At 39.1% G+C, this 25,712-nt stretch carries 26 protein-coding genes; 3 read left to right on the top strand and 23 right to left on the bottom strand.

Annotated features, from left to right (window positions below):
• Positions 1–113: 113 nt before the first annotated feature.
• Entirely contained in the window at positions 114–1,010 is an 897-nt protein-coding gene (locus tag BET01_RS04650; protein WP_120195604.1) for a hypothetical protein, read from the bottom strand.
• Between the two features lie 167 nt (positions 1,011–1,177).
• On the opposite strand from BET01_RS04650, the gene BET01_RS04645 reads away from it, so the two are divergent.
• Positions 1,178–1,450, top strand: a complete 273-nt coding sequence (locus tag BET01_RS04645; protein ID WP_120195603.1) for a GNAT family N-acetyltransferase — start codon at positions 1,178–1,180, stop codon at positions 1,448–1,450.
• Between the two features lie 248 nt (positions 1,451–1,698).
• On the opposite strand, the gene BET01_RS04640 is transcribed toward BET01_RS04645, so the two are convergent.
• The 12 genes from BET01_RS04640 to BET01_RS04585 form a co-directional block, all read right to left on the bottom strand.
• Positions 1,699–4,155 carry a CoA-disulfide reductase gene (locus BET01_RS04640; RefSeq protein WP_120195602.1) on the bottom strand — a complete coding sequence of 819 codons (2,457 nt, stop codon included), beginning with the start codon at positions 4,153–4,155 and terminating at the stop codon, positions 1,699–1,701.
• A gap of 37 nt (positions 4,156–4,192) precedes the next feature.
• Positions 4,193–4,468 (bottom strand): ArsR/SmtB family transcription factor, encoded by a 276-nt coding sequence (locus tag BET01_RS04635; RefSeq protein ID WP_120195601.1) that lies wholly within the window; start codon positions 4,466–4,468, stop codon positions 4,193–4,195.
• Between the two features lie 239 nt (positions 4,469–4,707).
• On the bottom strand, positions 4,708–6,072 hold the full coding sequence (locus BET01_RS04630; RefSeq protein ID WP_243117120.1) for a jacalin-like lectin: 1,365 nt from the start codon (positions 6,070–6,072) through the stop codon (positions 4,708–4,710).
• 229 nt (positions 6,073–6,301) lie between these two features.
• Complete coding sequence (locus BET01_RS04625; protein WP_120195600.1) at positions 6,302–6,940, bottom strand: V-type ATP synthase subunit D; 639 nt, start codon at positions 6,938–6,940, stop codon at positions 6,302–6,304.
• 5 nt (positions 6,941–6,945) lie between these two features.
• Positions 6,946–8,364, bottom strand: a complete 1,419-nt coding sequence (locus BET01_RS04620; protein ID WP_120195599.1) for a V-type ATP synthase subunit B — start codon at positions 8,362–8,364, stop codon at positions 6,946–6,948.
• Positions 8,361–10,133 carry a V-type ATP synthase subunit A gene (locus BET01_RS04615; RefSeq protein WP_120195598.1) on the bottom strand — a complete coding sequence of 591 codons (1,773 nt, stop codon included), beginning with the start codon at positions 10,131–10,133 and terminating at the stop codon, positions 8,361–8,363. Before BET01_RS04615 ends, BET01_RS04620 begins: the two co-directional genes overlap by 4 nt.
• A 42-nt stretch (positions 10,134–10,175) precedes the next feature.
• Positions 10,176–10,490, bottom strand: a complete 315-nt coding sequence (locus BET01_RS04610; protein WP_120195597.1) for a V-type ATP synthase subunit F — start codon at positions 10,488–10,490, stop codon at positions 10,176–10,178.
• Complete coding sequence (locus BET01_RS04605) at positions 10,483–11,409, bottom strand: V-type ATPase subunit (RefSeq protein ID WP_147422795.1); 927 nt, start codon at positions 11,407–11,409, stop codon at positions 10,483–10,485. The genes BET01_RS04610 and BET01_RS04605 overlap by 8 nt, the downstream gene beginning before the upstream one ends.
• Positions 11,406–11,996, bottom strand: a complete 591-nt coding sequence (locus BET01_RS04600; RefSeq protein ID WP_120195595.1) for a V-type ATP synthase subunit E — start codon at positions 11,994–11,996, stop codon at positions 11,406–11,408. Before BET01_RS04600 ends, BET01_RS04605 begins: the two co-directional genes overlap by 4 nt.
• Before the next feature lie 29 nt (positions 11,997–12,025).
• The gene (locus BET01_RS04595; RefSeq protein ID WP_120195594.1) at positions 12,026–12,508 is read right to left on the bottom strand and encodes a V-type ATP synthase subunit K; all 483 of its coding nucleotides are present in this window, start codon (positions 12,506–12,508) and stop codon (positions 12,026–12,028) included.
• Between the two features lie 2 nt (positions 12,509–12,510).
• Positions 12,511–14,487, bottom strand: a complete 1,977-nt coding sequence (locus BET01_RS04590; protein ID WP_120195593.1) for a V-type ATP synthase subunit I — start codon at positions 14,485–14,487, stop codon at positions 12,511–12,513.
• Entirely contained in the window at positions 14,477–14,797 is a 321-nt protein-coding gene (locus BET01_RS04585; RefSeq protein ID WP_120195592.1) for a hypothetical protein, read from the bottom strand. Before BET01_RS04585 ends, BET01_RS04590 begins: the two co-directional genes overlap by 11 nt.
• 425 nt (positions 14,798–15,222) lie before the next feature.
• Between BET01_RS04585 and BET01_RS04580 the strand changes: the two genes are divergently transcribed.
• Both BET01_RS04580 and BET01_RS04575 read left to right on the top strand, forming a co-directional pair.
• Positions 15,223–16,647: a TrkH family potassium uptake protein gene (locus BET01_RS04580; RefSeq protein WP_120195591.1), complete on the top strand. Its 1,425-nt coding sequence runs from the start codon at positions 15,223–15,225 to the stop codon at positions 16,645–16,647.
• Positions 16,648–16,661: 14 nt separating this feature from the next.
• Entirely contained in the window at positions 16,662–17,306 is a 645-nt protein-coding gene (locus BET01_RS04575) for a potassium channel family protein (protein ID WP_120195590.1), read from the top strand.
• 118 nt (positions 17,307–17,424) lie between these two features.
• Here the strand turns inward: BET01_RS04575 and BET01_RS04570 are convergent, their stop codons facing one another.
• From BET01_RS04570 to BET01_RS04520, 10 genes are all read right to left on the bottom strand, one after another.
• A complete protein-coding gene (locus BET01_RS04570; protein ID WP_120195589.1) occupies positions 17,425–19,182 on the bottom strand; it encodes an ammonium transporter in 1,758 nt (585 codons plus the stop codon).
• A 467-nt stretch (positions 19,183–19,649) separates the two neighbouring features.
• A complete protein-coding gene (locus BET01_RS04565; protein WP_207667565.1) occupies positions 19,650–19,796 on the bottom strand; it encodes a hypothetical protein in 147 nt (48 codons plus the stop codon).
• Positions 19,797–19,847: 51 nt separating this feature from the next.
• The gene (locus BET01_RS04560; RefSeq protein ID WP_120195588.1) at positions 19,848–20,474 is read right to left on the bottom strand and encodes a type 1 glutamine amidotransferase family protein; all 627 of its coding nucleotides are present in this window, start codon (positions 20,472–20,474) and stop codon (positions 19,848–19,850) included.
• 107 nt (positions 20,475–20,581) lie between these two features.
• On the bottom strand, positions 20,582–21,544 hold the full coding sequence (locus tag BET01_RS04555) for a helix-turn-helix transcriptional regulator (RefSeq protein ID WP_120195587.1): 963 nt from the start codon (positions 21,542–21,544) through the stop codon (positions 20,582–20,584).
• Between the two features lie 221 nt (positions 21,545–21,765).
• On the bottom strand, positions 21,766–22,263 hold the full coding sequence (gene queF, locus BET01_RS04545; protein WP_120195586.1) for a preQ(1) synthase: 498 nt from the start codon (positions 22,261–22,263) through the stop codon (positions 21,766–21,768).
• Positions 22,264–22,276: 13 nt separating this feature from the next.
• A complete protein-coding gene (queC, locus tag BET01_RS04540) occupies positions 22,277–22,954 on the bottom strand; it encodes a 7-cyano-7-deazaguanine synthase QueC (RefSeq protein ID WP_120195585.1) in 678 nt (225 codons plus the stop codon).
• Between the two features lie 20 nt (positions 22,955–22,974).
• Positions 22,975–23,550, bottom strand: coding sequence for a GTP cyclohydrolase I FolE (folE, locus tag BET01_RS04535; RefSeq protein WP_120195584.1), 576 nt, complete (start codon positions 23,548–23,550; stop codon positions 22,975–22,977).
• 44 nt (positions 23,551–23,594) lie between these two features.
• Positions 23,595–24,263 (bottom strand): putative 7-carboxy-7-deazaguanine synthase QueE, encoded by a 669-nt coding sequence (queE, locus tag BET01_RS04530; protein WP_120195583.1) that lies wholly within the window; start codon positions 24,261–24,263, stop codon positions 23,595–23,597.
• Between the two features lie 53 nt (positions 24,264–24,316).
• Positions 24,317–24,736, bottom strand: coding sequence for a 6-carboxytetrahydropterin synthase QueD (gene queD, locus BET01_RS04525; RefSeq protein WP_120195582.1), 420 nt, complete (start codon positions 24,734–24,736; stop codon positions 24,317–24,319).
• A 411-nt stretch (positions 24,737–25,147) separates the two neighbouring features.
• Positions 25,148–25,712, bottom strand: a 565-nt coding sequence (locus BET01_RS04520; RefSeq protein WP_330512377.1) for a flavodoxin family protein, incomplete at its 5' end; no start/stop codon positions are given.

Genomic DNA, 25,712 nt, shown 5'->3' with positions numbered 1-25,712 from the left:
TAGCACCTGTAAATATTACAATTGACAGAAAAAAGGATAAGACCCCGGAAGCTGCCATTCCGAAATCTCATCCTCTTTCTTTCCTCTTATCACAAGGTTAACCCCGTATCAATTTACTTATCTTCCTCCATCTTGGCTGCACGCAAGCTACTGTTTAGTCTTTCATTTAAGACAATCAATGGAATCAGTTCACTTTTAAGCGCTGCAAACTGCTCTACATCATCTACGATGCCCAGTACATTTTCATTATCACGAACCAAGGCCGAGGTAAACTCCTCGATGCCAGAGGATATAAGGGGAAGTAATTCCTGAAAGCTACTAAACACTTCAGCCGCAGACTGGGATAGCTCATTTACGACTTCTTCTGATACACCTTCTTCTGATACGCCATCTTCTGATACGGCTTCCCCTGATACGACTTCTTCTGATAAGGCTTTCTCATAAGACTGTATTAACTCTTTTACGGTTTCATCGATTGCTTTCAGCTGGACTGTTAAATCACCAAACGTTTCTAATAACTCTTTGTTATTAAGAAGGACCGATAGGCCTTTGCTCAGTTTTTCAAGATGTTCCACCGTCTTTGACTCCTTTAAGATGTCTTGATCCAGTTCCTCTTCTTCATAGGGATAAATAGATTTCAGTTCCGTTTCAATGTCTTCTAGCAGTTTAAGGCCATTGCGAATTTCTTCTGCCTTTTGTACATTGCCTGCAAGGAGGGAAATTCCAGACTGTATCCTTTTAATCTCAGTATGTATCTTCTGGCCCACCTCTTCCACATCGCTTATTTCTGGTTTGTTTTCTCCGGCCAGTTTTAAAAGCTCACTTTGGAAAACTCTTGACCCTTCCCTGAACGCAAATTCTTCTGCAATCTTTTTCAGGGAAAAATGAAGAGGATCCTCTACCCCGGTCACCGGTTTTGTTTCCTGCTCCTCATAGGAAGTTTCCTCTTTTTGGGTTTCTAAATTACGATATCTAAGTATCTTTTGCATAAAGAGCTTCATAATTCCCATTGGGTCACCTTACCCGTTTCTATTTATTCTTTGATAAATATAGTATGCAATAGAAACATTTTTGTCACATTAAGACAGACCTACAAGGGAAATATTTCTCTTCCTTTGTTGAATGGATTTACCATAAGTGGTATAATTTTAGTATACTAATTTAAGGAGGTAATCATATGAATTTTATTTATAACCCAAATCAGATTGCATATTTTCATTCCGATAATAATCTTTTGGCGGAAGTTACGTTCCCAAATGTGGACGAGAATACCGTTGATATCAATCATACCTTTGTAGATGATTCTCTAAGAGGCCAAGGTGTGGCCGGAAAATTAATGGAGGCAACCGCTCTTTACCTTCGTTCTCAGGGGAAAACGGCAGTTCTCACCTGTTCTTATGCAATCTCATGGTTTGAGAAACACGCAGAATATCAGGATATTTTAAAATAAGACAGGCAATTTTATGTAACATGATCCTTCTGACGAGAGGTAGTACATTAATGTAATTTTTAAGAATCCTGTCCTGGCAAGAAAAGAGGAAGCGAAGCAGATCACCGCCACTAGCTTCCCCTTTTTCGCCAATTTTTTAATAAGTGACAAAATCAATTTTCTTTGGGATTTATCACCTTCTGAAATGATAACCCTTCTATCTCCAAATCGTCTAAAATATCCTCTATCATTTTAGGTCTCTAAACTTCTTATATAAAAAGATTTACATTGGATTCTTCCGCTTCTCCCAGGTAATAACCAACTCCACCAATTTTTACTCCATCAATCAGCTCTTCTTTCTTTAACCCCATAACATCCATTGACATCTGACAGGCAACGATTTCCACACCATTGGAGATTGCAGCTTCTATTAGGCCCTCCAGGGAATCTACATTCTTATTTTTCATTACAGCACGAATCATCTGTGCTCCCATTCCCATATAGTTCATCTGAGAAAGTTTTAGTTTCTTGCTTCCCCTTGGCATCATGCTACCAAACATGGAATCCATAAAGCCTTTCTTTAACTTGACCTTTTCTGGTTTTCTTAAGATATTAAGTCCCCAAAAGGTAAAGAACATGGTCACTTTTTTACCCATAGAGGCTGCTCCGTTGGCTATGATAAAGGACGCTATGGCCTTATCCAAATCTCCGCTAAATACGACAATGGTCTTGTTATTTTTCAAGTCAGGCTCTCCAGATTCTTTGGAACAGGCAGCTACTGGAATTCCTTTCCGGATAAGGGCTGTTACATTCCCATTCTCCCGGTTACGGTTAAGGAGTTGATTTTGAGTGCTTTTACACCAAGCATTTACATCTTCATAGAACCCAGGATCAGACGCCGTTACCTTTAATATCTCCCCATTTTTTTGCTCTTCCATCGCCTGCTTGACTCTAAGAAGGGGGCCAGGGCAGCAAAGTCCCGTAGCATCTAAGGTATTGGTTACTACAACCTCTTCTGCCTGTTTCTCTGGCCGGACTTTAACAGTGTTTTGCTTTGTCTCTTGCCTTACTGGCTCTGTCTTTTCTTCATGAAGGAGTTGGTTAAAGCTCTGAAAGCCACCTGTCACATTTTCCGAATGATACCCATTCTGGGTAAGAATCCGGTCTGCAATATAACCTCTTTGGCCCACCTTGCAGTATGCTATAATCTTCTGGTCTTTTCCTAGTTCCGAGAGCCTGCTTCTTAGGGTGTTTAGTGGTATATTGACAGAACCTTCTACATGGCCTATGCTGTATTCCACTTCATCTCTAACATCAAGCAGAAGAATCTCTTCCCTGTGTTCAAACACCTTATCCCATGTGGTAATATGACTTAGACCACGGAGCACATTTTCTGCTGCATAACCTGCCATATTAACTGGATCTTTTGCGGATGAATAAGGAGGCGCGTAAGATAAATCAAGTCTAGTTAAGTCTTCTACCGTACCTCTCATGCTGATAACGGTAGAAATTACATCAATCCGTTTGTCAACACCATCATATCCACTTGCCTGTGCTCCAAGTATTTTTCCTTGTGGGTCAAACATCAGCTTCAGGGAGATATTATGTCCGCCTGGATAGTAGGAAGCATGAGACATGGGATACAGATGTACCATTTTATAATCAATATTACTGGCTTTAAGCGTTCTTTCACTGGCTCCGGTTCTGGCTGCCGTTAATTGAAACACCTTGATAATGGAGGTGCCGAGAAATCCGTCAAACTTAGAACACAATCCGGAGATGTTATCTGCCGCTATCCTTCCTTGCTTGTTGGCCGGTCCAGCTAATGCCACCGCACTCCTTTCTCCGGTCACAAAATCCATTCCCTGTATGGCATCTCCCACCGCATAAATGTCCTTGATGTTTGTCTCCATGCGGTCATTTACTAAAATATGTCCTCGCTCTGAACATTCGATGCCACTGGAGTTAAGAAATGTCGTATCAGGCCTTACTCCCATAGCTAGTATTACAAAATCGGCGGGAAGAGTCTTCCCACTTTTTAAGTTGACTTGGATTCCTTCCTGATTCTCACGAAAAGATTCAATGCCATCCTTTAGAATAAGGTTGACCCCATTTTGCTCTAATTCCTGTTCCATAGCTATAACCATATCATCATCAAAAGGTGCTAAAATATGGGGAGCTGCTTCTACCAAAGTGATTTCTATTCCCCGTTCCTTTAGATTTTCAGCCATCTCAATCCCTACAAATCCACCTCCTACTACAACTGCTTTGAAAGGCTTTTTTTCATCAATCAGTGCTTTTATGCGGTCTGTATCTGTAACGTTTCTCAATGTGTGGATCAGAGTGCTGTTAATGCCTGGGATATCCGGCCGCAAGGCTCTGGCTCCTGGTGAAAGAATGAGACTATCAAACGTTTCCTCATACTGGCCTCGTTCAGAACTTTGCACAAGAACACACTTTTTATCTGCAACCACCGATATTACCTCACTGTGGATTCTTACATCTATCCCAAACCGGCTTTTCATTGCCTCTGGCGTCTGCACCAGTAGCTTCTCCCGATCCTTAATTGTTTCACCAATATAATAGGGAAGGCCGCAATTGGCATAGGAGATATAACCATCTCTTTCAAAAAGAATAATCTCAGCCTCTTCATCAAGCCTTCGTAATCTGGCAGCCGCTGACGCTCCGCCTGCAACACCGCCGACAATCAATACTTTTTTACCCATGATCTTATCCTCCAGACTTATCAATTGAAATTAAGGGTTATACCAAAAGCTTTAAAAGTTCTGCAACTCTTTTGTCTTTGATTCGATAGTAAATCTCAAGCCCATCTCTTCGCCCTTCTATAATTCCTGAGGCCTTTAATTTCTGTATATGCTGAGATACGGTGGACTGGGGGGTCTTAAGACATGCCTGCATAAAGCTAACATTGCACTCCCCTTTTTCCAGTAAGCCATTTACCATACACAAACGCACCGGATGGGCAAGAACCTTTAAGAGTTCTGCCGCTTCTGTATAATGTTCGATGTTATTATTCATACAAACCTCTTTTCTGTCAGGATATCGTGTTCTTTTATCTGTATTTCTATATATTACAATATTACGATATACCGAGTGGAATGTCAACCATAATTGATGTAAAAACAAAAACCATATAACTTTGAAAAAATATGCCCATAGTCTTTAAAAAACTATGGGCGTAATTTATTTCCTTCGTTTATCGTGTTGATTTCTTATATTGCTGCTATAAGAAATATCGCTTTTAATGGTTTCACACTCTATTTTGTCTTTGATCGATAGATGACACCAAGTTTATCAATATTCGCTTCTGCCCTACCGAAAAAGCCTGCAATATAGGTGCCTTCCGGAGCGGTAAGGGTAATGGGGGTTCCGCTCTTTACTCCCTGGGCTAAAGTCTGCCCTTTGTTTGTAGTGAGCTCCAGATAAAAAATTCGGTCTCCCTTATTATAATTATTCTTATAAATAACGGCTTTGGTGATATATTCATCTCCATTAAGAGCCATTGTCTTTGCATTTCCACCTGTCCCACCATTGCTTAGTACCGTTCCATCTGCATAAGCCATGGAAATGGCATCCACCCGATTTCCTCCATAAATAGACACGAAAACTGGTTTGCTATTTAATGGCGCCATACTTCTTAAGAAATTAAAGGTAATACCGCCAGGTCCTCCCCACAAATCGCTATAGGTCAAACGGCTGTCACTGGTGTAGGTGAAATTTGAACTAATGGCATAATGATCAGAAAGTTGATTTCCAGCGGAATCTGTAAAATAAGTATTTTCAACCTTGTAAGATGTAGGGGCCAACGTGACACCGTTGCCACTCCGGTAGAAAATTTTATCCACCACTTCAGTGTCAGGGCTTGTCGAACCAGAAACTCCTAGAAGAGCATCGGCTCCCATTGCTGGATAACTTCCATTTCTGATTTTCTCAATCCACACATCCTTCATTCCCAGACGGTCTACAAACAAGGCTTTTAAGTTATCGTCTGTTCTTGTATACCGGCAGTTGGTGTCACCAAATACGATGACTGCATGTCCCTTGGAATATTCCTCAATGTAGGTTGCAAGCTGAGTTAAATTGCTGCGTCTTGCGGCCTGAGATTTGGGGTCGGTGTCTGCATCGGCATGGAGATTATAAACATCTACATAAACGCCATCTGCAATTTTCACCTGATTGTACATAAAACCTTTGGGAGTGAGTTCATCGCTTCCATTTCCAATGAGTCCATAGCGATCCTTCCAGGTTTCCCGGTCCATATCTTCATATGGAAAGCTGGATAAAAAATTCATTCCATCACCGATTCCAGCCCCACCCGATGTGGGCGTCCGATATGGGTGGGTGTCATTTGCATAAAGGGACGCATGGTAATTAAAGTCCTCTTGCACATGAATCAAATCATAGGCGCGCAGCTTCGCTCCTATCTGGGGAATATAATTCTTTGGATCTCCGCTGCTGGAGAACATGGATGGAAGTCCTCCAATATTATAGGCAAGGATGCTGAAAGTACCTGATTCATGGTTCTTGTTATCTCCATAGGCGGAAACAGAATTACCGGTCACGAAAACGGCTGCCAGTGCAAAAAGAGCCATATTCCTTATTTTACTCCAGTGTTTCGTCATTACTAATAACCTCCTTTAGTACCTCTTGATTTCTTTGTGGTAACAATTATATTATATATCCTTATTCTCACTTAATAAATGAAATCAAAACGCAATAAATGAGGTATTTCTACATTTATAAATTATTTAGATGCTTTTTGTCGCATAAAAATGATCTGGATAAGGAGGCTAATTTCGTACACTAAAAAACAACATACAATAGAACCAAGCATCTACTGCTTATTCTTTACTACTTGGACATCTGTTTTTTTGTTTTATTCTTTACTTTTATTAGTCTGACTAGATTCCCTCGCTCATTTTCGTCCAGTTTCATCTGGATGTAGCGGATGCTTTCCTGTAACTGGGGTATTGTCATAAATTCAAGGGCGTTCACTCTTCTTCTGATTTTTTCAATCTCATTTGTTAACAATTCACATGTCTTTTCTAATTCAGCAAGCAGAACGATCTTTTCCATCATAATATGGCATTTCCTTAGAGAAGCATCAAGTTCGCTATTTGTATAGGAAAAACTGTAGGGATAAGAGATTTCTTCCTTTGATACAGAGTAATCGAACTGAGGTACGCGTACTCCCATGATCGACTTTTCCGTAACCTCTATATTTGAAGAATTCCCGGAAGACATAAATGCTTCCTCAAGAAAATCAGGAGAGATCTCAGCGCCAACTAGTGCAAATTCTTGGTACAAACCGGTGAACTGTTCTGTCACATCAGCTCTTAATTTTTTACTCTGATTAACGACTACCACAAAGCGGTGAACCAATTCATCCTGCTTTCCCTTGAGCAGCTCATGTCCCTGTTTCGCAACCATAAGTTTTGATTTGAGCTCAGCCAACTCCATTCGGTTGGGGTTCACATTCAATTTTTCCATGTATGCTACACCTCTTTCTTTGCTGGGTGCTCCTCAAGGGATTGTTTATTTGAAGAATCTGGTAAATATTTTTTTAAATATTTTTCCTTTATTCGTTTTAATTCAGATTTTGGAAACATGGAAAGCAATTCCCAGCCGATATCGAGTGTCTCTTCAATGCTGCGGTTTATCTCAAACCCCTGGGCGATATACTTACGTTCGAATTCATCTGCAAATTTGGCATATAATTTATCCGTATCTGACAAAGATGATTCCCCTAAAATCGCAGACAATTCCCTCGCCTTTTTCCCCTGGGCATAGGCGGAAAACAACTGGTTCATTGTATCCGCATGATCTTCGCGGGTCTTTCCTTCCCCAATTCCCTTATCCTTAAGTCTTGATAAAGATGGGAGAACATCAACAGGCGGCCAGATTTTTTTTCTGTATAAATCCCGATTCAGGATAATCTGCCCCTCGGTAATATAACCTGTCAGATCGGGAATCGGATGGGTTTTATCATCTTCCGGCATAGTTAAAACAGGAATCTGAGTAATAGTTCCCTTTCGTCCTTTGATTTTGCCAGCGCGTTCATAAAGGTTCGCCAAATCCGTATACATATATCCCGGATATCCTCTTCTGCCCGGCACTTCCCTTCGTGCTGCACCCACTTCACGAAGCGCTTCGCAATAATTCGTAATATCAGTCATAATAACCAGTACATGCATATCCTTTTCAAATGCCAGGTATTCTGCCATTGTCAGAGCCATGCGAGGGGTTGAAAGACGTTCTATTGCCGGGTCGTCCGCCAGGTTTACAAACATAACGGTTCTCTGTAAAGCACCTGTATTTCTAAAATCTTGAATAAAATATTCCGCCTCTTCAAAGGTAATACCAATTGCAGCAAATACCACCGCAAAATTACCCTCACTGCCTTTTACCTTTGCCTGTCTTGCAATCTGAGCAGCCAGCTCTTTATGAGGTAAGCCAGATGCGGAAAACACCGGAAGCTTTTGTCCACGTACCATGGTATTTAACCCATCAATTGATGATATTCCTGTCTGAATAAATTCGGAAGGGTAATCCCTTGCAACAGGATTGATAACGACGCCGTTGATGTCCATATATTTTTCCGGAAGTACTTTAGGGCCTTCATCAATGGGTTTTCCCATACCGTCATAGATACGGCCTAACATATCCAGGGAAACACCTAATACCTGGGGTTTTTCCAGGAAACGAACAGAGCTTTTCTCCATAAGGATTCCATCTGCTCTTTCAAATAGCTGAACTACCGCACTGTCTTCATTTATCTCCAGAACACGCCCCTGTCTAATCTCACCGCTTTGTGTCCTGACCTCTACCATTTCATCGTAGCATACATTTTCAACCTTATCTACTACCATAAGAGGCCCGACAATCTCTGATATGGTACGATATTCTTTTATCATCCCTTATTACCTCTTTCCTGTATTAAGTTGTTGATCTCCTGTACCATGGTCTCCTGAAGTTCCTCAAATTGTTCCATGGTTTCTTCTGGTATTTCTTTTATACGGCCTAGTTTTTCACGAACTGACAAGTTTAAGATATCCTTCAAATATATGCCATCATGTAAAGCCTGCCTTGATAACGTATAAAATTTTAATATTGTCTGAAGCATTCGAAACTGCTTATTCAGCGGAGTATAGCTGTCCTCTTCCACGAAGGCATTCTGCTGAAGGAAATCCTCTCTTAATGATTTTGATATTTCCAGTTTGAGCTGATCTTCGGGAGACAGGGAATCATATCCTACCAATCTTACAATATCATTTAATCGGCTTTCTTCCTGTAATAGGGCTAGTGCTTCCCCCTGACACCTGGAATAATCTTTATCCACGTTTTCATCCATCCATCTCATCAAACTTGAAGAGTAGAGACTATAGGAAGTGAGCCAGTTTATGGCAGGAAAGTGACGGGCATATGCAAGGCCGGAATCCAATCCCCAGAATACTTTAACAATGCGCAAAGTAGCCTGAGTAACAGGTTCTGATAAATCTCCTCCTGGCGGAGAAACGGCTGCCATAACGGTCAACGTTCCGATTCGTTTATCTTGTCCTAAGCATATTACTTCTCCGGATCTTTCATAGAATTCTGCCAAACGTGATCCTAGGTATGCCGGATACCCTTCTTCCCCTGGCATCTCTTCCAAACGACCGGACATCTCTCTTAAGGCCTCAGCCCATCTGGATGAAGAATCTGCCATTAAAGCTACGGAATATCCCATATCCCTATAATACTCTGCAACAGCGATTCCAGTATAAATAGAAGCTTCTCTGGCTGCTACCGGCATATTTGATGTATTGGCAATAAGAACAGTTCGCTTCATAAGTGACTGCCCTGTTTTGGGATCAATCAATTCAGGAAACTCGTTTAATACATCTGTCATCTCATTGCCACGTTCTCCACAGCCCACATAAACTACGATATCTACATCAGCCCATTTCGCTATCTGATGCTGCACAACCGTCTTTCCGCTTCCAAAGGGTCCCGGAACACAAGCAGTTCCCCCCTTTGCCACAGGGAAAAAAGTATCAATGACCCGTTGACCGCTGACAAGAGGTTTTTCAGGCATCTTCTTTTTATGAAACGGACGTCCACGTCGAACGGGCCATTTTTGAAGCATGGTTACATTTACTTCTGTACCATCCTCTTCCTCGACAACTGCAACCGTTTCCTCTAAGGTATATTTACCTTCTGAAATCTTTTTTATAATACCTGATATCCCTTTCGGTATCATGATTTTATGCTGGACAATGGTATTTTCCTGTACCGTGCCTATAATATCACCATGGAAAACTCTGTCTCCAACTTTTTGGCATGGTACAAAATTCCATATTTTTTCCCTATCTAACGATTTCACCTGAACGCCGCGGTTGATAAAATCCCCCGACTTTTCCATAATAATGTTTAAAGGTCTCTGGATTCCATCAAAAATGGATTCCAGTAAACCTGGTCCCAATTCAACGCTTAATGGTTCCCCTTCCCCATAAACGGGTTCACCAGGTCCAAGCATTGAGGTCTCCTCATATACCTGAATGGAAGCTCTGTCTCCACGCATTTCTATAATTTCGCCAATCAGATGCTTATCAGAAACAGTAACCATATCATATATCTTCGCTGTGTTCATACCTTTTGCAATCACTAATGGGCCTGCAACACTTATCACTGTGCCTAATTTCAAATTATATCTCTCCTCTCATAGTCAAATCACCACGAAACAAAACTATAAAATATTCATTCCAACTGCTCTTTCAACATTCTTTTTCAGCATCATTTCTGCAAGTCCAAAGGAACCTTCTACAGAAGGAATGATTGATATTGCTGGTAACAGATCCCTGCTAAAATGCTCCAACACATCACTTAGATGCTTCGCAACCTGCTCGGTAACCAGAATAAGGGCATACCCGTCACTTGCCAACCGATTAATAAGTTTTTTATTCTGTAACGTTTCTCCTTCGTCTACAGCAAAAATATCCGCACCAAATGCCTTAAAAATCAGAATTGATTCTCTATCTCCGACCACCGCCATTTTATACATAGCTTTCACCCAGCTTTCTAATTAAAATACCATCAGATATGTTCCTGAACTTGCAGGTCAGCAGAAGCCTTATTTGCCGAATCTCGTTTTCTTTTGCCATAAGATAAGCATACATAACCTCTGGGCCGTAAGAAATTAATTTGGCATTTTTTAAATTGCTTATTAAGCTATTATGAAAAAGAGTCTCTAACTCTGAAAAATTGTGATTGCTTTCATAGGCTTCCAGACCTTTTTGAACTTCTACATTACAATATTTCTTTGAAAACGAAGCTGCCACTGCGGAAAAAGGTACGGAATAGTTATGAAGAAACACATCTTTTGATAAATGTCCGCCTTTTACATAACATAACTCAAAAAAGGCTGCTTCCTTTTTCATCTCTCTTGCTCGAAGCATTGCTTTTATATTATAAAAATCAATCTTCATCTGTATTTGTTCCGTTATAAAATTGCTATTTAGCATCTGACTGATCTTAATCATAGTTTCATACATTTTTCTATCCAGAAACATTTCTTTTATTTGATTATTTCCTTCCAGAGCTTCTGCTTCTGATCGTATCTTTTTCATCTCTTCGGAAAGCTGTATTGTCTTATGGGACTGTGACATTTCTTCTTTCATGGTCTGGCGTAAGGAGTGAAACTCGTAGGGCAACAACAGGATCTGAACTGCCTCATTGTGAGGAGTCACCTGATATAACATTTCACACACTCGTTTCCATTCCTCTTTTAAAATATGTTCTGCTTGATCTAAATTATTGACCGAAATAAAGTTGTAGTCCGTGTCTTGTGAGAGTCCCTTTATAATATCAGAAAAATTATGGAGTGATATGAGGCTTTCCAATTTAGATTTTGTAAGAAGTCTGTTTTCCATCGTTCTTATATAGCTTGAAACAGTTATAAAATCGGCGTCCTTCAAATTCACCTCTCCTCTCCATATAAAATATCTAATACCTCACGTTCCATTTCCTGACGTATTACTTCAATCCATGTTTCAAATGTATAGTTTTCTTCTATTCCATCCTTGTCAAGTATAAATCCCCCTGATAACGACCTGTACACAATCTTTAGCGGGAACTTATCTTTCTCAATAAAGCTGTTAAGGAATGTATCGATTCCTGTCTCCATTTGAAAGTATTTTTCTGGTAAAATTAAGATATAATTACTTAAGTCCTTTTCCCCAAGCATCCTGCTTAGTAGTTCCTTACATCCTTCTATATCCAGATTTTTCAATTGCGCGAATGCTTCCATAAATATCCGATCAATTACTTTTTGTTTCGTAAAAAGATTTTTATCTCTTATTTCAATTTCCTTTTCCGCACAAATTTGATGATATAATTCATCAGCTTTTTCTTCTGCTTCTTTTATTATGTTATCGCAGGTACGCTCTATCTCACGGGCTTTTTCTTCCAGCTCTCTTTTACTATTTTCTACGGCTTCATCAATCAGTCTTTGTGCCTGAATTTTCCCATCTTCTATGATTTTTCCCGTTAACTCTTCTAAACTACCCAAGTTCTCACATCCTTTCAGCTACATGTCCTTTATTTCGGGTAGGTTACAAATAACATGATAATTGATGCTACAAAACCAAGAATCGCATAGGTCTCGACGATGGCTGCCAGAATAATCCCCTTTGTATTATGTTCCGGGTTTCTTGCAAGAATCTGCATACCGGAAGCCGATACTTTTCCCTGTGCAATACCAGACAGCAATCCGGCAAGACCTACTGGAAATCCGGCAAATAACAGATAAAGCCCCTGTGCCAAGGAAGGATTGTTTCCAATCTGCAGCAATATAAGAAAGCCAATAATAAAACCATATAACCCCTGGGTACCAGGCAAAAGCTGCAAAATCAAAGCTTGTCCGAATTTTTCCGGTTCTTCCGTTATAATGCCTGCCGCTGCCTGTCCTGCTATACCACAACCTTTTGCCGATCCCACGCCAGCCAAACCTACCGCTAGAGCCGCACCCGCAGCAGCGAAAATATAACCACCATTTTCCAAAATATAATTTGAAATTGTCATTGTTAGTCCTCCTGATTTGATTTTTTCAATGATATATACTCATTTTCTACTTTAAAAGGCTTGTACGCTTTTCCACCGCCTTTATAAAATTTACCGAAGAATTCAACGTATTGCAATCTACAGCTATGGACATAAGCTCCAAGCAGAGAGAGTCCAAAATTCAGTGTTTGACCAAACACAGCAATCAACGTGCCAAACACTATCTTTCCTATTACTCCAGGTATCAGCCCTGACATCAGATTAAAGGAGAAAGCAATATAGGCACCCGAAAGGCCAAGAGCTACAATCCTAGTATAAGAAACGATGTCTCCAATATAACTGGTGAGCCCGTATACTCCATAGAGACCACCACCTATTTTACCTCCAATTGATTTGCTGCTCCTACCCTGGGTAGCCGCAAGTCCTGCGATACAGATTCCAAAAATGATGCCGAAAAGCTTTGGAGTACCAAATTTAATTATCTCAGTACCAGCTAAAAGCAATAGAGCACCGCTTGCCAAAGTGAGCATCCAGAGGATGGAATCACAGAAGATACCTGCATAATCTTTTTGTATATAACTATTTAACCCTTTCATGACCAAACCGCTAAAGATGTGGATCACACCAATCACCAGTGACAGTATCAGCATAAATACAATATCCGTCTGAGTATCCAGAATTGGTTTATAGCCGCCTCCCTGTACAGGAATCGGAGCGAAAAACGTGATACCGAACATACTTCCATATAATAATCCACACAATATGACGGATATCCCAATATAGAAAAACATCTTGATGGTTTTTCTCATCTTTTCTTTAAAATCAATCAGTTTTAAAGCCAAAAAGCAGCCTAAGGTTAGTATCAATCCGTATCCCACATCCCCTACCATCATGCCAAAAAATATCAAATAAAATATTGTCATAATACTAGTTGGATCCAACTCATTATAGACAGGAAGGCTGAACATTTCTGTTATACTTTCAAAATAAGTAAATATCCCCTTATTTTTAAGCTTTATGGGAGTTTCCATATCATCCTGCACGACCTGTTCTGTCTCTATATAATATTTCTGCGGAAGCAACTGATCCAGCAAATCATATATTTCAGTGATGTCTTTTTCTGGTACCCAGCCTTCCATATATAAAACATGGCGACTGTTTAAAAAATTATTTATTACAAGATTACGGCTTAAAACAGTATTTACAGCATCAAGCTCTATTAAGATTCTATCGTACATGTGCCCCAAAGCTTTTAAATCGTCATTGCATTGACTCAATTCTAATTCTGCAGCATTTAAGCGGCTAAAATTATTCTCTATTAATTCTTGCGGAGGCTTATCAAATGTGAAATCCAATATGGGTATTGATTGCTGATTAAAATAAGCCTGTACCTCTTGGCTTTTTTCCAGATCCGCTATAACTAAACTGACCGCATCCTGCTTAACGATACCTAATTCTTCAATATACAACTCAGGAAATGTCTTTTCAAGATCAAACCGTATTTCCTGCTTCGCCGTCTTAATGGAAATAAGAAATGCTTTTACTTTTGTTAATCGCTTCATGTCTGTAGTACTGAAATCGATAAAAGTATATTGCTCCAGCTGTGTATTTTCTGATTTTGCCTTTTTTAACTCCTGAGACAAATCATCCTTCTTTTCTAAGATGCTTTTTACTTTCCTGTGAATTTCTTTTAATTCAGGATCGCACAAATATAAACAGCATTCTTCATAAGTCAATCGAGGACGCTTGCTGGTTATGGCTTTTTTGGGCATATAGGGTTTTAATGCCTTTAAGGTTGTATCAATCACAGCCTTATGTTCTAATAACTCAAAATCCTCTGCAGGCGTTTGTTTTGATAGGAAAAGATATTCTGCCGGCAGCTTTTGCAATTCCAAATCTTTAAAATGAATCGTGCCTGATTTTTGAAACTCTTTTAACAGGGTTTCGCTCTGATCATGAAAAGTCGTGATTGAAATCTTTTTCATTTTTTCAATTGCCATACATTAACACCCGCTTAACAACCAAATTCACGACCTCCTGCACTTTACTTTCAGAAGGGCTTTCATATTTTTCTAAAATAGACTGATTTTCATTTTCTAATCTGGAGCAATGAACATCGGCTTTCTTCCTTGCTTCCAGCATGATATCCTGCTTATGTAACAGGGTATCCTCCATTTTCTTTAGCTGTTTTTGCTCTTCCTGTCTTCTGTTTTGATCGACTTGCCTGTCCGCTTCTTTTTTTGCATCTTTCACCGTGGATATCGATAGCTCTTCAGCATTTCTAATTGCTGATAGGGTACGAATAGACATTAAATCACTCCTATCTTTTTTTAATATTATTAGCCATTTGGAGGGGATTATATCAAATTTAAAAACAAAAAAGGAAACTGAGTACAAGAAGCCTGGATACCTCCCCCTGAGTACCCTGACGACTTGTAACAGTTTCCTGTCCAACCGATAACAACCAAATTTAACTAATTAGATAGTTTATATCATATTAATTTGGTTATGTCAATAATAAACATTACTTTACTCAATCCTATTTTAAAACCGAAATTCATACTGGATATAGGGAATGATTTAAAAATAAATCGTATTGTATTCCATCATTTCCCATGCTATAATCACATTGATTTAGGAAATAAATAGTTACTAACGGGTATCATGTAATCAACAGCTTTTTTACGACATAGAGACGTTGAATATATAATGTCCTTTGTGTAGGAGGAGTTTTTTTGGATATTCACAAGTTTAAACCAAGGGGTATCATTCTATTAAAGAAACTAAGTTCAAATATGACACCAACTCAAATAGTTACTCTTAGTTTTTTAGTGATCATTTTGATAGGTGCTGTTTTATTGAAAATCCCTTTTTCCCAGACAGAATCCGCTGGACCTATTCCATTCCTTGACTGCCTGTTCACCGCAACTTCTGCGGTTTGCGTTACAGGCCTTGTGACTGTCACAACAGCCACTTCCTGGAGTATTTTTGGTAAAATAGTCATTTTAATTCTGATTCAGATTGGTGGACTTGGTCTTGTTGCTATTATTACTTACTTGGGCATTCATCTTGGAAAAAAAATCACATTAAAAGAAAGACTTACGATACAGACAGCTTTTAATCATACGGACTTTCACGGTATGGTGCGAATGGTTATGTTTGTAATAAGAGGAACCCTGATTTGCGAAGGAATCGGCGCATTCATTCTCTTCTGGGGCTTTTTCACCGATGGAGTTGGCGTTCTTACTTCCTTTCTCTATGCCATATTCCATTCCGTCTCTGCTTTTTGCAACGCAGGATTTGATATTATTGGTGAGCAGAGCCTGATCCCTTTTGCCTCCAATGTATTGATTAATATTCCTATTATGCTTCTGATTATAATTGGTGGTATCGGCTTTTCTGTATGGGTTGATTTTATTCATAATATAAAAAATCACTTTTCTATGAAGACCAAACGAAGATGGAAATTTTCTTTACACACAAAGTTGGTTTTGATAACCACAGGTCTTCTACTATTTACTGGAACAGCATATTTCTTAGTTGCTGAACGTGGGAACTCACAGCTCTGGGGAAATGGCGGATTTGGAGAAACGCTTCTTAAAGCCATGTTTCAATCCGTAACTCTTAGAACAGCCGGGTATGCAACGATTGATCAGGCATCACTTAGTGAAACATCAAAATTTATTTCAGGTATTTTTATGATTATAGGTGGCTCCCCTGGCGGAACTGCAGGCGGGATTAAGACGGTCACATTGGCGGTTGTTATATGCAGTGTATGGTCCGTTATAAAGGGAAGATATACCATAGACGTGTTTCACAAAAATATTCCTTTGCAGTTATTACAAAAATCCCTTACCATAATCATCATTATGACGGTACTGCTTAGTACCGGCACTGCCATTTTAACATTTACGGAGCATAACAACGCTTATTCCCATCTGACTGTGGATCTTTTCTTTGAGGTGGCATCGGCGCTTGGTACTGTTGGGCTTACAACAGGAATTACTCCATTTCTTAGTTCACAAGGAAAATTTTTGCTTATTTTATGTATGTTTATTGGACGGACCGGCCCTATTTCAATTTTGATTTCATTATCAAAAAGAGGCGAAGTAGCCAATAACAACATTCGATACCCCAAAGAGGACATTTTGATTGGTTAAAGGAGCATCTCTATATGAATAAATTGAAATTTGACAAAAATGCACAAATCGCAGTTCTTGGTCTGGGTAAATTCGGACGCAGTATTGCATCTACCCTACATGAAAATGGCATACAGGTTTTATGCTGTGATATAAATCCAGCCCTAGTGCAGGAAGCCACAGAATATTGCACTTTCGCCATTGAAGCAGACGTAACCGACCCATCGGCGTTGTCGAAATTAGGGTTGGGTAATTTTGATGCGGTTGTTGTGGCTTTCAGCTCCGATTTTGAGGCGGCGATCATCACCTGCATGATTGCAAAGGAAATGAATATTCCATTTGTTCTGGCAAAGGCGAATGGCGTACGGCAAAAGAAGATTATGGAAAACATCGGCGTGGACCGGGTTGTTCTTCCTGAAATGGAGATGGGAGAACGAATTGCTTATCAGATTATTACAAATGATCCAATGGAATATATTCACCGTTCAGAAGAATATGAAATCATTGAGATGCATCCAAAACAAAGCTGGACTGGAAAGACACTACAAAAATTGGCGCTCAGACAGTCAGAAGGGATTAATATTTTGGCAATTATCCGAGACAGTAAGGTCATGGCCGTCCTAGGCCCTCATACGGAAATCAAGGAAGAAGATAATCTTATTGTATTGAAAATGCTTTGATCCATCATATGAATCTGTAAATCCAACCACCCATATCATATATCTAAGCTTAATAAGCAGCGTGAAAACCTTCAGCCACGCTGCTTATTTTATCCTTCCTATTCAGGTTTTCAACCAATCAGCCTTCATCTTGTAACGCATCATAACCATTTTCCCCGGTTCTCACTTTAAATACATCATCTACCGTATATACAAATATTTTACCATCTCCTATTTTGCCGGTATAGAGTGCTCTTTTAGCAGCATTCAAAACCTCAGACACAGGGACTTTTGAAACAACAATATCTACCTGAACTTTTGGCAGTAAATTAATTTCTACCGGAACACCGCGATAAACCTGCTTTTGTCCTTTCTGTATGCCATAGCCCATAACCTGCGTGACGGTCATTCCAGTTACTTCAATTTGATTCATCTCAGTTTTCAATTCCTCCAATTTATCCTGACGGGTGATAATGGTAACTTTAGAGATTTTATTACCCGAAACCGGTACATCTTTGTTCATATCCAGGACTGGAGCTGGAGCAACCGATTCTGCTGGAATGCTGGATTCCCCGAAAGTTGATGCAGCCGCGGAAGGAATGATACTATTTCCCGCAGTATAATACATGTTTCCTGCCGGCATAAAGTCGGCATAGGAGCTAGAAAGTCCATGTTCTTTGATATCCAGTCCTTCCATTTCTTCTTCTGCCGAAACACGCAGACCAACGGTCCTCTTGATGATAATAAAAGTGATTGTAATAGTCACAGCAGTCCATAAAAGAATGCAAATAACCCCAAGCAGCTGTATCCCTAGCTGACGGAATCCACCCCCATAGAACAATCCCTTTGTGACCGATCCAGTATCATAAATTCCAAACAAACCCACAGCCAGAGTGCCCCAGATACCATTTGCACAATGGACTGCAACCGCTCCCACAGGGTCATCTACATGAAGCTTCATATCTATAAATTCAACTGCCAAAACTACCAGGAATCCGCCTACAATCCCTATAATCACTGCCCCTAAAGCATCTACATTAGCACATGGAGCTGTAATAGCAACCAATCCAGCTAAGGAACCATTGAGGGTCATGGAAACATCTGGCTTTCCATTTTTAAACCATGTAAACAACATGGTTGTTACCGTAGCAAATCCTGCGGAAATGGTTGTTGTACCAAATACCTGAGCTAGCTGTTCCACTGAGGTGCAGGCTGCCCCGTTAAACCCATACCAGCCAAACCATAAAATAAATACTCCAAGTGCCCCTAATGTAATGGAATGGCCGGGAATCGCATGCACCAGAGTTTTTCCGTTCTTATCTTTGGTGTATTTTCCAAGTCGAGGCCCTAATATCGCTGCTCCGATAAAAGCAGACAGGCCACCTACCATGTGTATGGCACTAGAACCAGCAAAATCAACATATCCGATGTTGAAGAGCCACCCTCCCCCATTCCAAATCCATCCAGCTTCAATGGGATAGATCACGGCACTGATGACTGCACTATAAATCAGATAAGCACTGAATTTCGTCCTTTCTGCCATGGAACCAGAAACAATAGTTGCTGCAGTAGCACAGAACACCAGATTAAAAACAAAGCTAGACCAGTTAAACTCTGCAAAATTGGTGAACAAATCCAGATTAGGGATCCCCACCAGTCCCATTACGGTATCTTCCGCCATCATTAAACCGAAACCCAGAAACAAAAACACCACCGTACCAATGCAGAAATCCATGAGATTCTTCATAATGATGTTACCAGCATTTTTAGCCCTGGTGAATCCAGTTTCTACCATGGCGAACCCTGCTTGCATAAAGAATACAAAGGCAGCGCCGATCAGAAACCATATGCTGAACATATTAGCATTTGCTTGTGTTAAAATATCGTTTACATTCATCTCAATATCCTCCTCAAAATAAAAATAAGGCGTACTCCACCTTTTTCGTGGAATACACCTCTTTGTGCATGGGGGATCTTCTTTTCAACACCTCAGCTGATATAAAAAAGCAAAGGCACCAGAATTTCCTCCTTAGCGCCTTTGCCTACTAGTAGTAGTATATCCATAGTTTTTAATATTGTCAATCATATCTAATAATAAATATATAATTTACAATTATATACATAAAACGCATGAATTCCATCACAATTATATTATTCAACAATGCATCAAATCGGAATTACCCCAGCCTTCTTAGCCTAGCTAATCTGATACTTTCTTTAAATAAAATATACCTTGTTGCCTTTGATAAAACTGCTCTCTGGTTGCTTAAACCATAAGGGTATATCGTATTCCATACATAGCTGCATAGTATTTAATATCCATTTCTAAGAAAGGTTATCCCTTTGACAGCTCTCTCATTTGAACTAGACCTCAAAAACAGTTTTATAGAACTCTATTGCTTCAGAAGAATTCTTCATCGTTATAAATGGGGTAATAGATGTAACGCCATTGGGTGTTCCATTCTTTGTATATTTACCTGACACTCCCATATATTTTATGCTTCTAGTCATTTTTACTACTCCTTGAAATGATCATAACATATCAATTTTATGCTTATACCTTCATTGGATTGAATTCATCAGCTCATAGAAATATTTGGATTCATGAGTCTTATTAAGACTATACCAGGCATCTAATGTTTTTGAAGAAAACACACCCAGCGCTTTCAAGACGTGTACAGAAAATTCCAACGGAGCTATACCAGATGCGGTGATCAGTTTTCCATCAGTTACTACCGACTCCATTTTGTAATACTTTTCGCCCGTGTAAGTGGGACAGATCATTTTAAGGTATTCCAGATCATTGCTTGTATGCCAATGTGAATTCAACAATCCTGTCTGAGCAAGTCCCATTGTAGCACCACAAATCGCTGCAACCAATATACCTTCCTTTAAACACCTCTGCGCGATTTTTAAGATGGGTTGGTGCATTGTTTCTGTCCATGTATCTCCACCGGGTAAAATCAGTGCATCTGTGCTTTCAATACTGCATTCATCCAGTTTGATGTCAGGCAGTATTTTCAATCCGCCCATTGTAGTTACAGGAGTCTTTTCAATTCCAACAGTAACTATTTTTGATGGGGGCAGCCCCCTTTTATAATATCTTCCCGAGTTCAGCTCGGCAGTTAAGTAACCTATTTCCCAGTCTGACATTGTGTCAAACACATAAAGATATACTGTATTATTCATTTTGCAATTTCTCCTTATTTTATTCATCAAGGAATACCGACCATCGGTAATCAGTGACTATCCTCATTATAAAACAACTTCACTGACATCTGCTGTCAGTGAAGCTGTTAAAGTTGATAATATTCCATTAGCTCCGACGCAACAGCAACAAGTTCTTCCTTCAAACTCTGTGGTTCGATTATTTGAATGGATTTCCCGTAGGATAGGAGTAAATAAGGGATATATATATGAATTGATTTTTCCTCAAGTAAAAAGATTGCTTGATTTGATGTCCTCTCTTTCAGATGATGCCCCAAAAACCAATGCAGGCATAAGTCATCCAATGCCTCTGACCTGCCTCCAATAATTAAAGAAGTTAACTCGTCCTTTCCCACTAAATCAGGTAATAGATTCTGCATAAAAAATTCGCGGGCCGAAAAAGCTTCGGGACGCTTAAATATTATTTGAGTACGTTTGATTATTAGAATCCGTTCTACCCGAAAGCTACGGATCTCATTCCTTAGGTGGCAAAATGCAACAGTATACCATTTATTGTTCCAGTAAACCATTCCATAGGGGTCTATCACCCTATTCTTGGGCCTCTCTTCACGACTTGTGCGATAATCAATTTCTACAGAGAATTCGTTTTCTACGGCCTGCTCCAATTCCACCAATACCGGCTGAATAGAAGGGTCTCCCTTGCGGTTTATAACTTCAAATCCGGCTAAATGACGGTTAAGTATACTTACCTGTTCCTGATTGGAATACATTTTCAACTTTGATGTCGCATTGCCTAATGCCTCACTCAAAGGGTATCCAGCTTCTTTTGCAAAAACTGCAGCTTGAAGGAGTGCCTTTTTTTCTTCCATATCAAATAGCAGAGGTGCTCTGATAAAATTATTCAGCAGGCTATACCCGCCATTATGACCTGGGTCGGATATTATAGGCACTCCACTGGCACATAGTGCATCAATATGCCGATAAACTGTCCTTATATTTATTTCTAGCTTTTCAGATATCTGTTTTGCAGTCATTTTTACGCCTGAATTCAGCATCCACAGGATTGCCAGCATATTATCATTTTTAGCCACAACGTGACCCCCTTTCTTCTATGAAACTCGGCTGCATTGTATTTTGGGTTAAATTTTTTAACCTTTTCCATCTCCGATTTGATTACATTTAAAAACTCAATGCTTTTTACCGGAACCATAATATCACGAAGTCCTGTTGATACGACTTGAACCGGCAAATCATCTGGAATTTGCGAAGTCTTGATATTCAATGAATCTGCATTCATAACTAAGTATATGAATTATCTATTATCAACCTTTTCCGGATAAAGGTCATGGTTTACCAAGCGGTTAAAAGCAATTTCCTCCCATTTGGTATTTGCCTGTCCATAATTGCAATAAGGATCTATGGAAATACCGCCTCGAGGAGTGAACTTTCCCCACACTTCAATGTATTTCGGATTCAATAGTTTAATCAAATCTTTCATAATCACGTTTATACAATCTTCATGAAAATCGCCATGATTGCGAAAACTAAATAGGTAGAGTTTTAATGACTTGCTTTCAACCATGTTAACGTTTGGTACATAGGCTATTGTAATAGTCGCAAAATCCGGTTGTCCAGTGATTGGGCAAAGACTTGTAAATTCAGGGCAATTAAATTTAACAAAATAATCATTCTCCAGGTGCTTATTTACAAAGGATTCCAATATCGCCGGATTATAATTCATTTCATATTTCGTCCCTTCATTGCCTAACAGAGTAATCCCAATTGTTTCTTGGTTATTTCTTCCGCTCATAATTACTTCCTTTCTATATAGCTGGATCACTGATACCATTTTTTTCAAAGGCTTTGGCACGGTCAATGCAAGTTCCACATGTTCCGCATGATTTCTCTCCACCTACATAACAGCTCCATGTCAATTCATAAGGTACTTTTAGTTCTATTCCTTTTTTTACAACATCTGCTTTTGTCCACGAAACAAAAGGAGCTTCAATACGTAACTGTTTTCCACTTCCTTCATATATTGCTTCATTCATTGCATTATGAAAGGAACTGCTGCAATCTGGATAAGCATTTCCAGCTGCATCATCGCTATGTGCACCATAATAGATAATACTGCATCCTTTTGATAAAGCAATACTGGCAGCCGAAGATAAGAACAAACCATTTCGAAATGGTACATAGGTTGATACCGGATTCCCATTGGCTGTTTTAAGCTGTTTCGCATAATCGCCTTTTGGAATTTCCTGCTTTGAATGATCTAAAAGACAACATTCACTATATTCAAAAATCGTAGCTAAATCCAAGTAGATATATTCTACCTGATAATGTGCTGCTATTTTCCTCGAAGCTTCTACCTCTTTCGAATGTTTTTGTCCGTAGGATATGGACAATGCAATTACATTTTCTTTACCGTATTTATCAATTGCCAACCCAAGGCATGTGGTACTATCCACTCCACCACTAAATAAAACTAATGCTTTCATACTTAATCTCCTCATCTGTTCTATCGCAAGCGTATTTGTAAAGCTACGTCTGTCTGAAAACGGCCACGGAAAGTGGCAGTCTGTGTTTTCGCAGAAACTTTCTTAATTCCTCTGGTGCTCATACAACTGTGATATCCCTCAATCAAGACCGCAACATCTTCTGATCCGGTAATTTCCTGCATGATTTCGGCAATATCCGAACCAATTCGCTCCTGAAGCTGTAGCCGCTTCGATACCATATCCACAATTCTTGCAATTTTACTTAATCCAATTACTTTACCATTTGGCACATATGCAACCGAAACCTTCATATCATACATCAGTGCTAAATGATGTTCACAATAACTAAAAACATCAATATCTCTCACCATAATTAAGTCCTGGTTATCTTGAATAAATTCTAAATTTTCTTCAAATGTTTTATCAAACATCTCCGAAATTTCATGATTGCTATAATTCATTCCCTCAAATATTTCTTCATACATATGTGCTACTCGCTCAGGAGTATCCTTAAGCCCCTCACGGTCAGGATTATCCCCCAATGCAACGATAATACCTCTAATATGTTTCCTAATTGCTTCTATGTCTATTGCCATTTCTCTTCTACCTCATTTCTATATTTACAAATGGAATTGTGCAATTATACGCCTCTTTTATTTGGATTCCATATCACTTTGTGCATTTGCAGCTGCATGGTTACACCATTCAAACAGTTTTGTATTAAATAATCCACTATTTCTTCTAAATTGATTTTTCCAAAAACAGGGCTAATATATATATGACATCTCGTTGTTAAATCATATGCTATTATGACTTCCTTTGCACGATTTAGATCCTCTTTATTTCCCACCACAAATTTTACTGTATCTTTTTTGGTAAGCAGAGTTAAATTTGAAACTAACATTTTATCTTCCATTAAACTTCCCGGAAGCTTATAGTCCATTGTAAATGCAGGTGGATTGCTTATATCAGCAAAAGTATTTAACTCTATACTTCCGTTGGTTTCAATTTCAATGTGCAAGAACTGATCTGTTGCAAGTAGTTGAAGGAGTTGTAATATATCAGGAACAAGTAAAGGCTCCCCGCCCGTCAAAGTCACATTCTTGACACCAGTCTCTTTAATATAATCCTTGATTTGCTGCTCAGTCATAAATGTAAATTCTGCATCATCCTTATTCGCCCAAGCAGTATCACAAAAGGAACAGGAAAGATTGCATCCTTGAAACCTGATAAATACTGCCAACTGTCCTGCAAGAATACCTTCTCCGTTAATGCTCACAAATTTTTCGACCACTTTATATTGTGCCACTTTAATCCTCCATTGTATTTTGATTCATAGACAAAGAGTTCTCTTCTAGAATTTTACTCCTCATAGGAAGCGCAATTATTTGGTGTTTCATAAACGGTTGCGGATTTCACCTGATATCCTCTGTGCTCCATTCTATCATAGAAATATTTTGCCATATTTTCTGCCGTTGGTCGAAAATCCAGCACGATGATTTGAAACCCTTCCTCTTCCAATGCCGCAACTGTTTTAGGTTTCAATGTATTTTTCTCTATAATAAAAGCATGGTCCAGAAAATCTACTTCTTCCTTTATATCTTTCTTTAGCTGCGCAAAATCAACAAGCATCCCATTCAACTGCTGATTGGTTTGCAATGTCAAGCTCTTTACTTCAATTACAACTTGCCATCTATGCCCATGTATATTACTACATTTTCCTTCATAGCCAGCTAAAAAATGTGCTGAATCAAAGCTATGTTCCGTTCTTAAACTATACATAAATTATAATCCTTCCCATAAAAAAATAGGCATATAAACTATGCCTATTTTTGATATCATACATTGATAAAATACGATATACACTATATCGATTTATATAATATTTAATAAAGCCCTAGTTTTGTTTAGAGACAGGATGGTGCAAATAAACTGTCTTTATTTTTTACAAATTATACCACCTACCATTATGTAATGTCAAGCAAACCTCCGCGCTAATCCCGGCAAAGCTCTGTTTCTATTTACGCCTCTATTTTACAGAGATTCATTTTAGGGGACAAAAATATAACCATCTCAACAAGCCTTGAATAGATAATAATGATACCGTTTAGGCAGGTGAAGCCTAGATGAAAAATTTGTATGATGCAAAAAGAACTGTACCTGAGCATATTTTATAGGTGGTGCGCTAGGAATTTATCCAACTAAATTTTCCCCATCTTTAAATGCTATTAAAGATAACTCATCAAACACCGATAGATCAGGATCACCACTAGTTCCGCAGTAATGGATACTATCCTCTAATTTCCAACCTAATGATTCTAACATATCATTAGCATATTTAATGCCTTCTGCACCTATTTTAGGATCTGGGTGCCCTTGAGTAAATATCGTTATTAACTTTTTGCCTGGATGTCTAGGTACAAAATGTTCTCCAAACATTGGAAATGTACGATCAAACCAAACCTTTGCTTGCCCTGTAATTTGATAATAATATATTGGTGAACCAAATACAATAGCGTCTGCTTCCTTAATAGCCTCATACATTGGCTGAAGATAATCCTTAATAGCACAACCATCATGCGTACGACAATAAAAACATCCTTGGCATCCACGAATTCCAGGATCATTTAAATCAAACTCGATTACCTCAGCACCTTTAGATTTGGCTCCTTTTGCCACTTGCTCTAATAATTTTGCAGTATATCCATTCTTTCTTGGACTACCTTTAAAAATAACTATCTTTGACATTTCACATCTT

It is taken from the genome of Lacrimispora algidixylanolytica, from assembly GCF_003609635.1.
Lineage (GTDB): Bacteria > Bacillota > Clostridia > Lachnospirales > Lachnospiraceae > Lacrimispora > Lacrimispora algidixylanolytica.
This window is presented reverse-complemented; position numbering and strand designations above follow the sequence as displayed.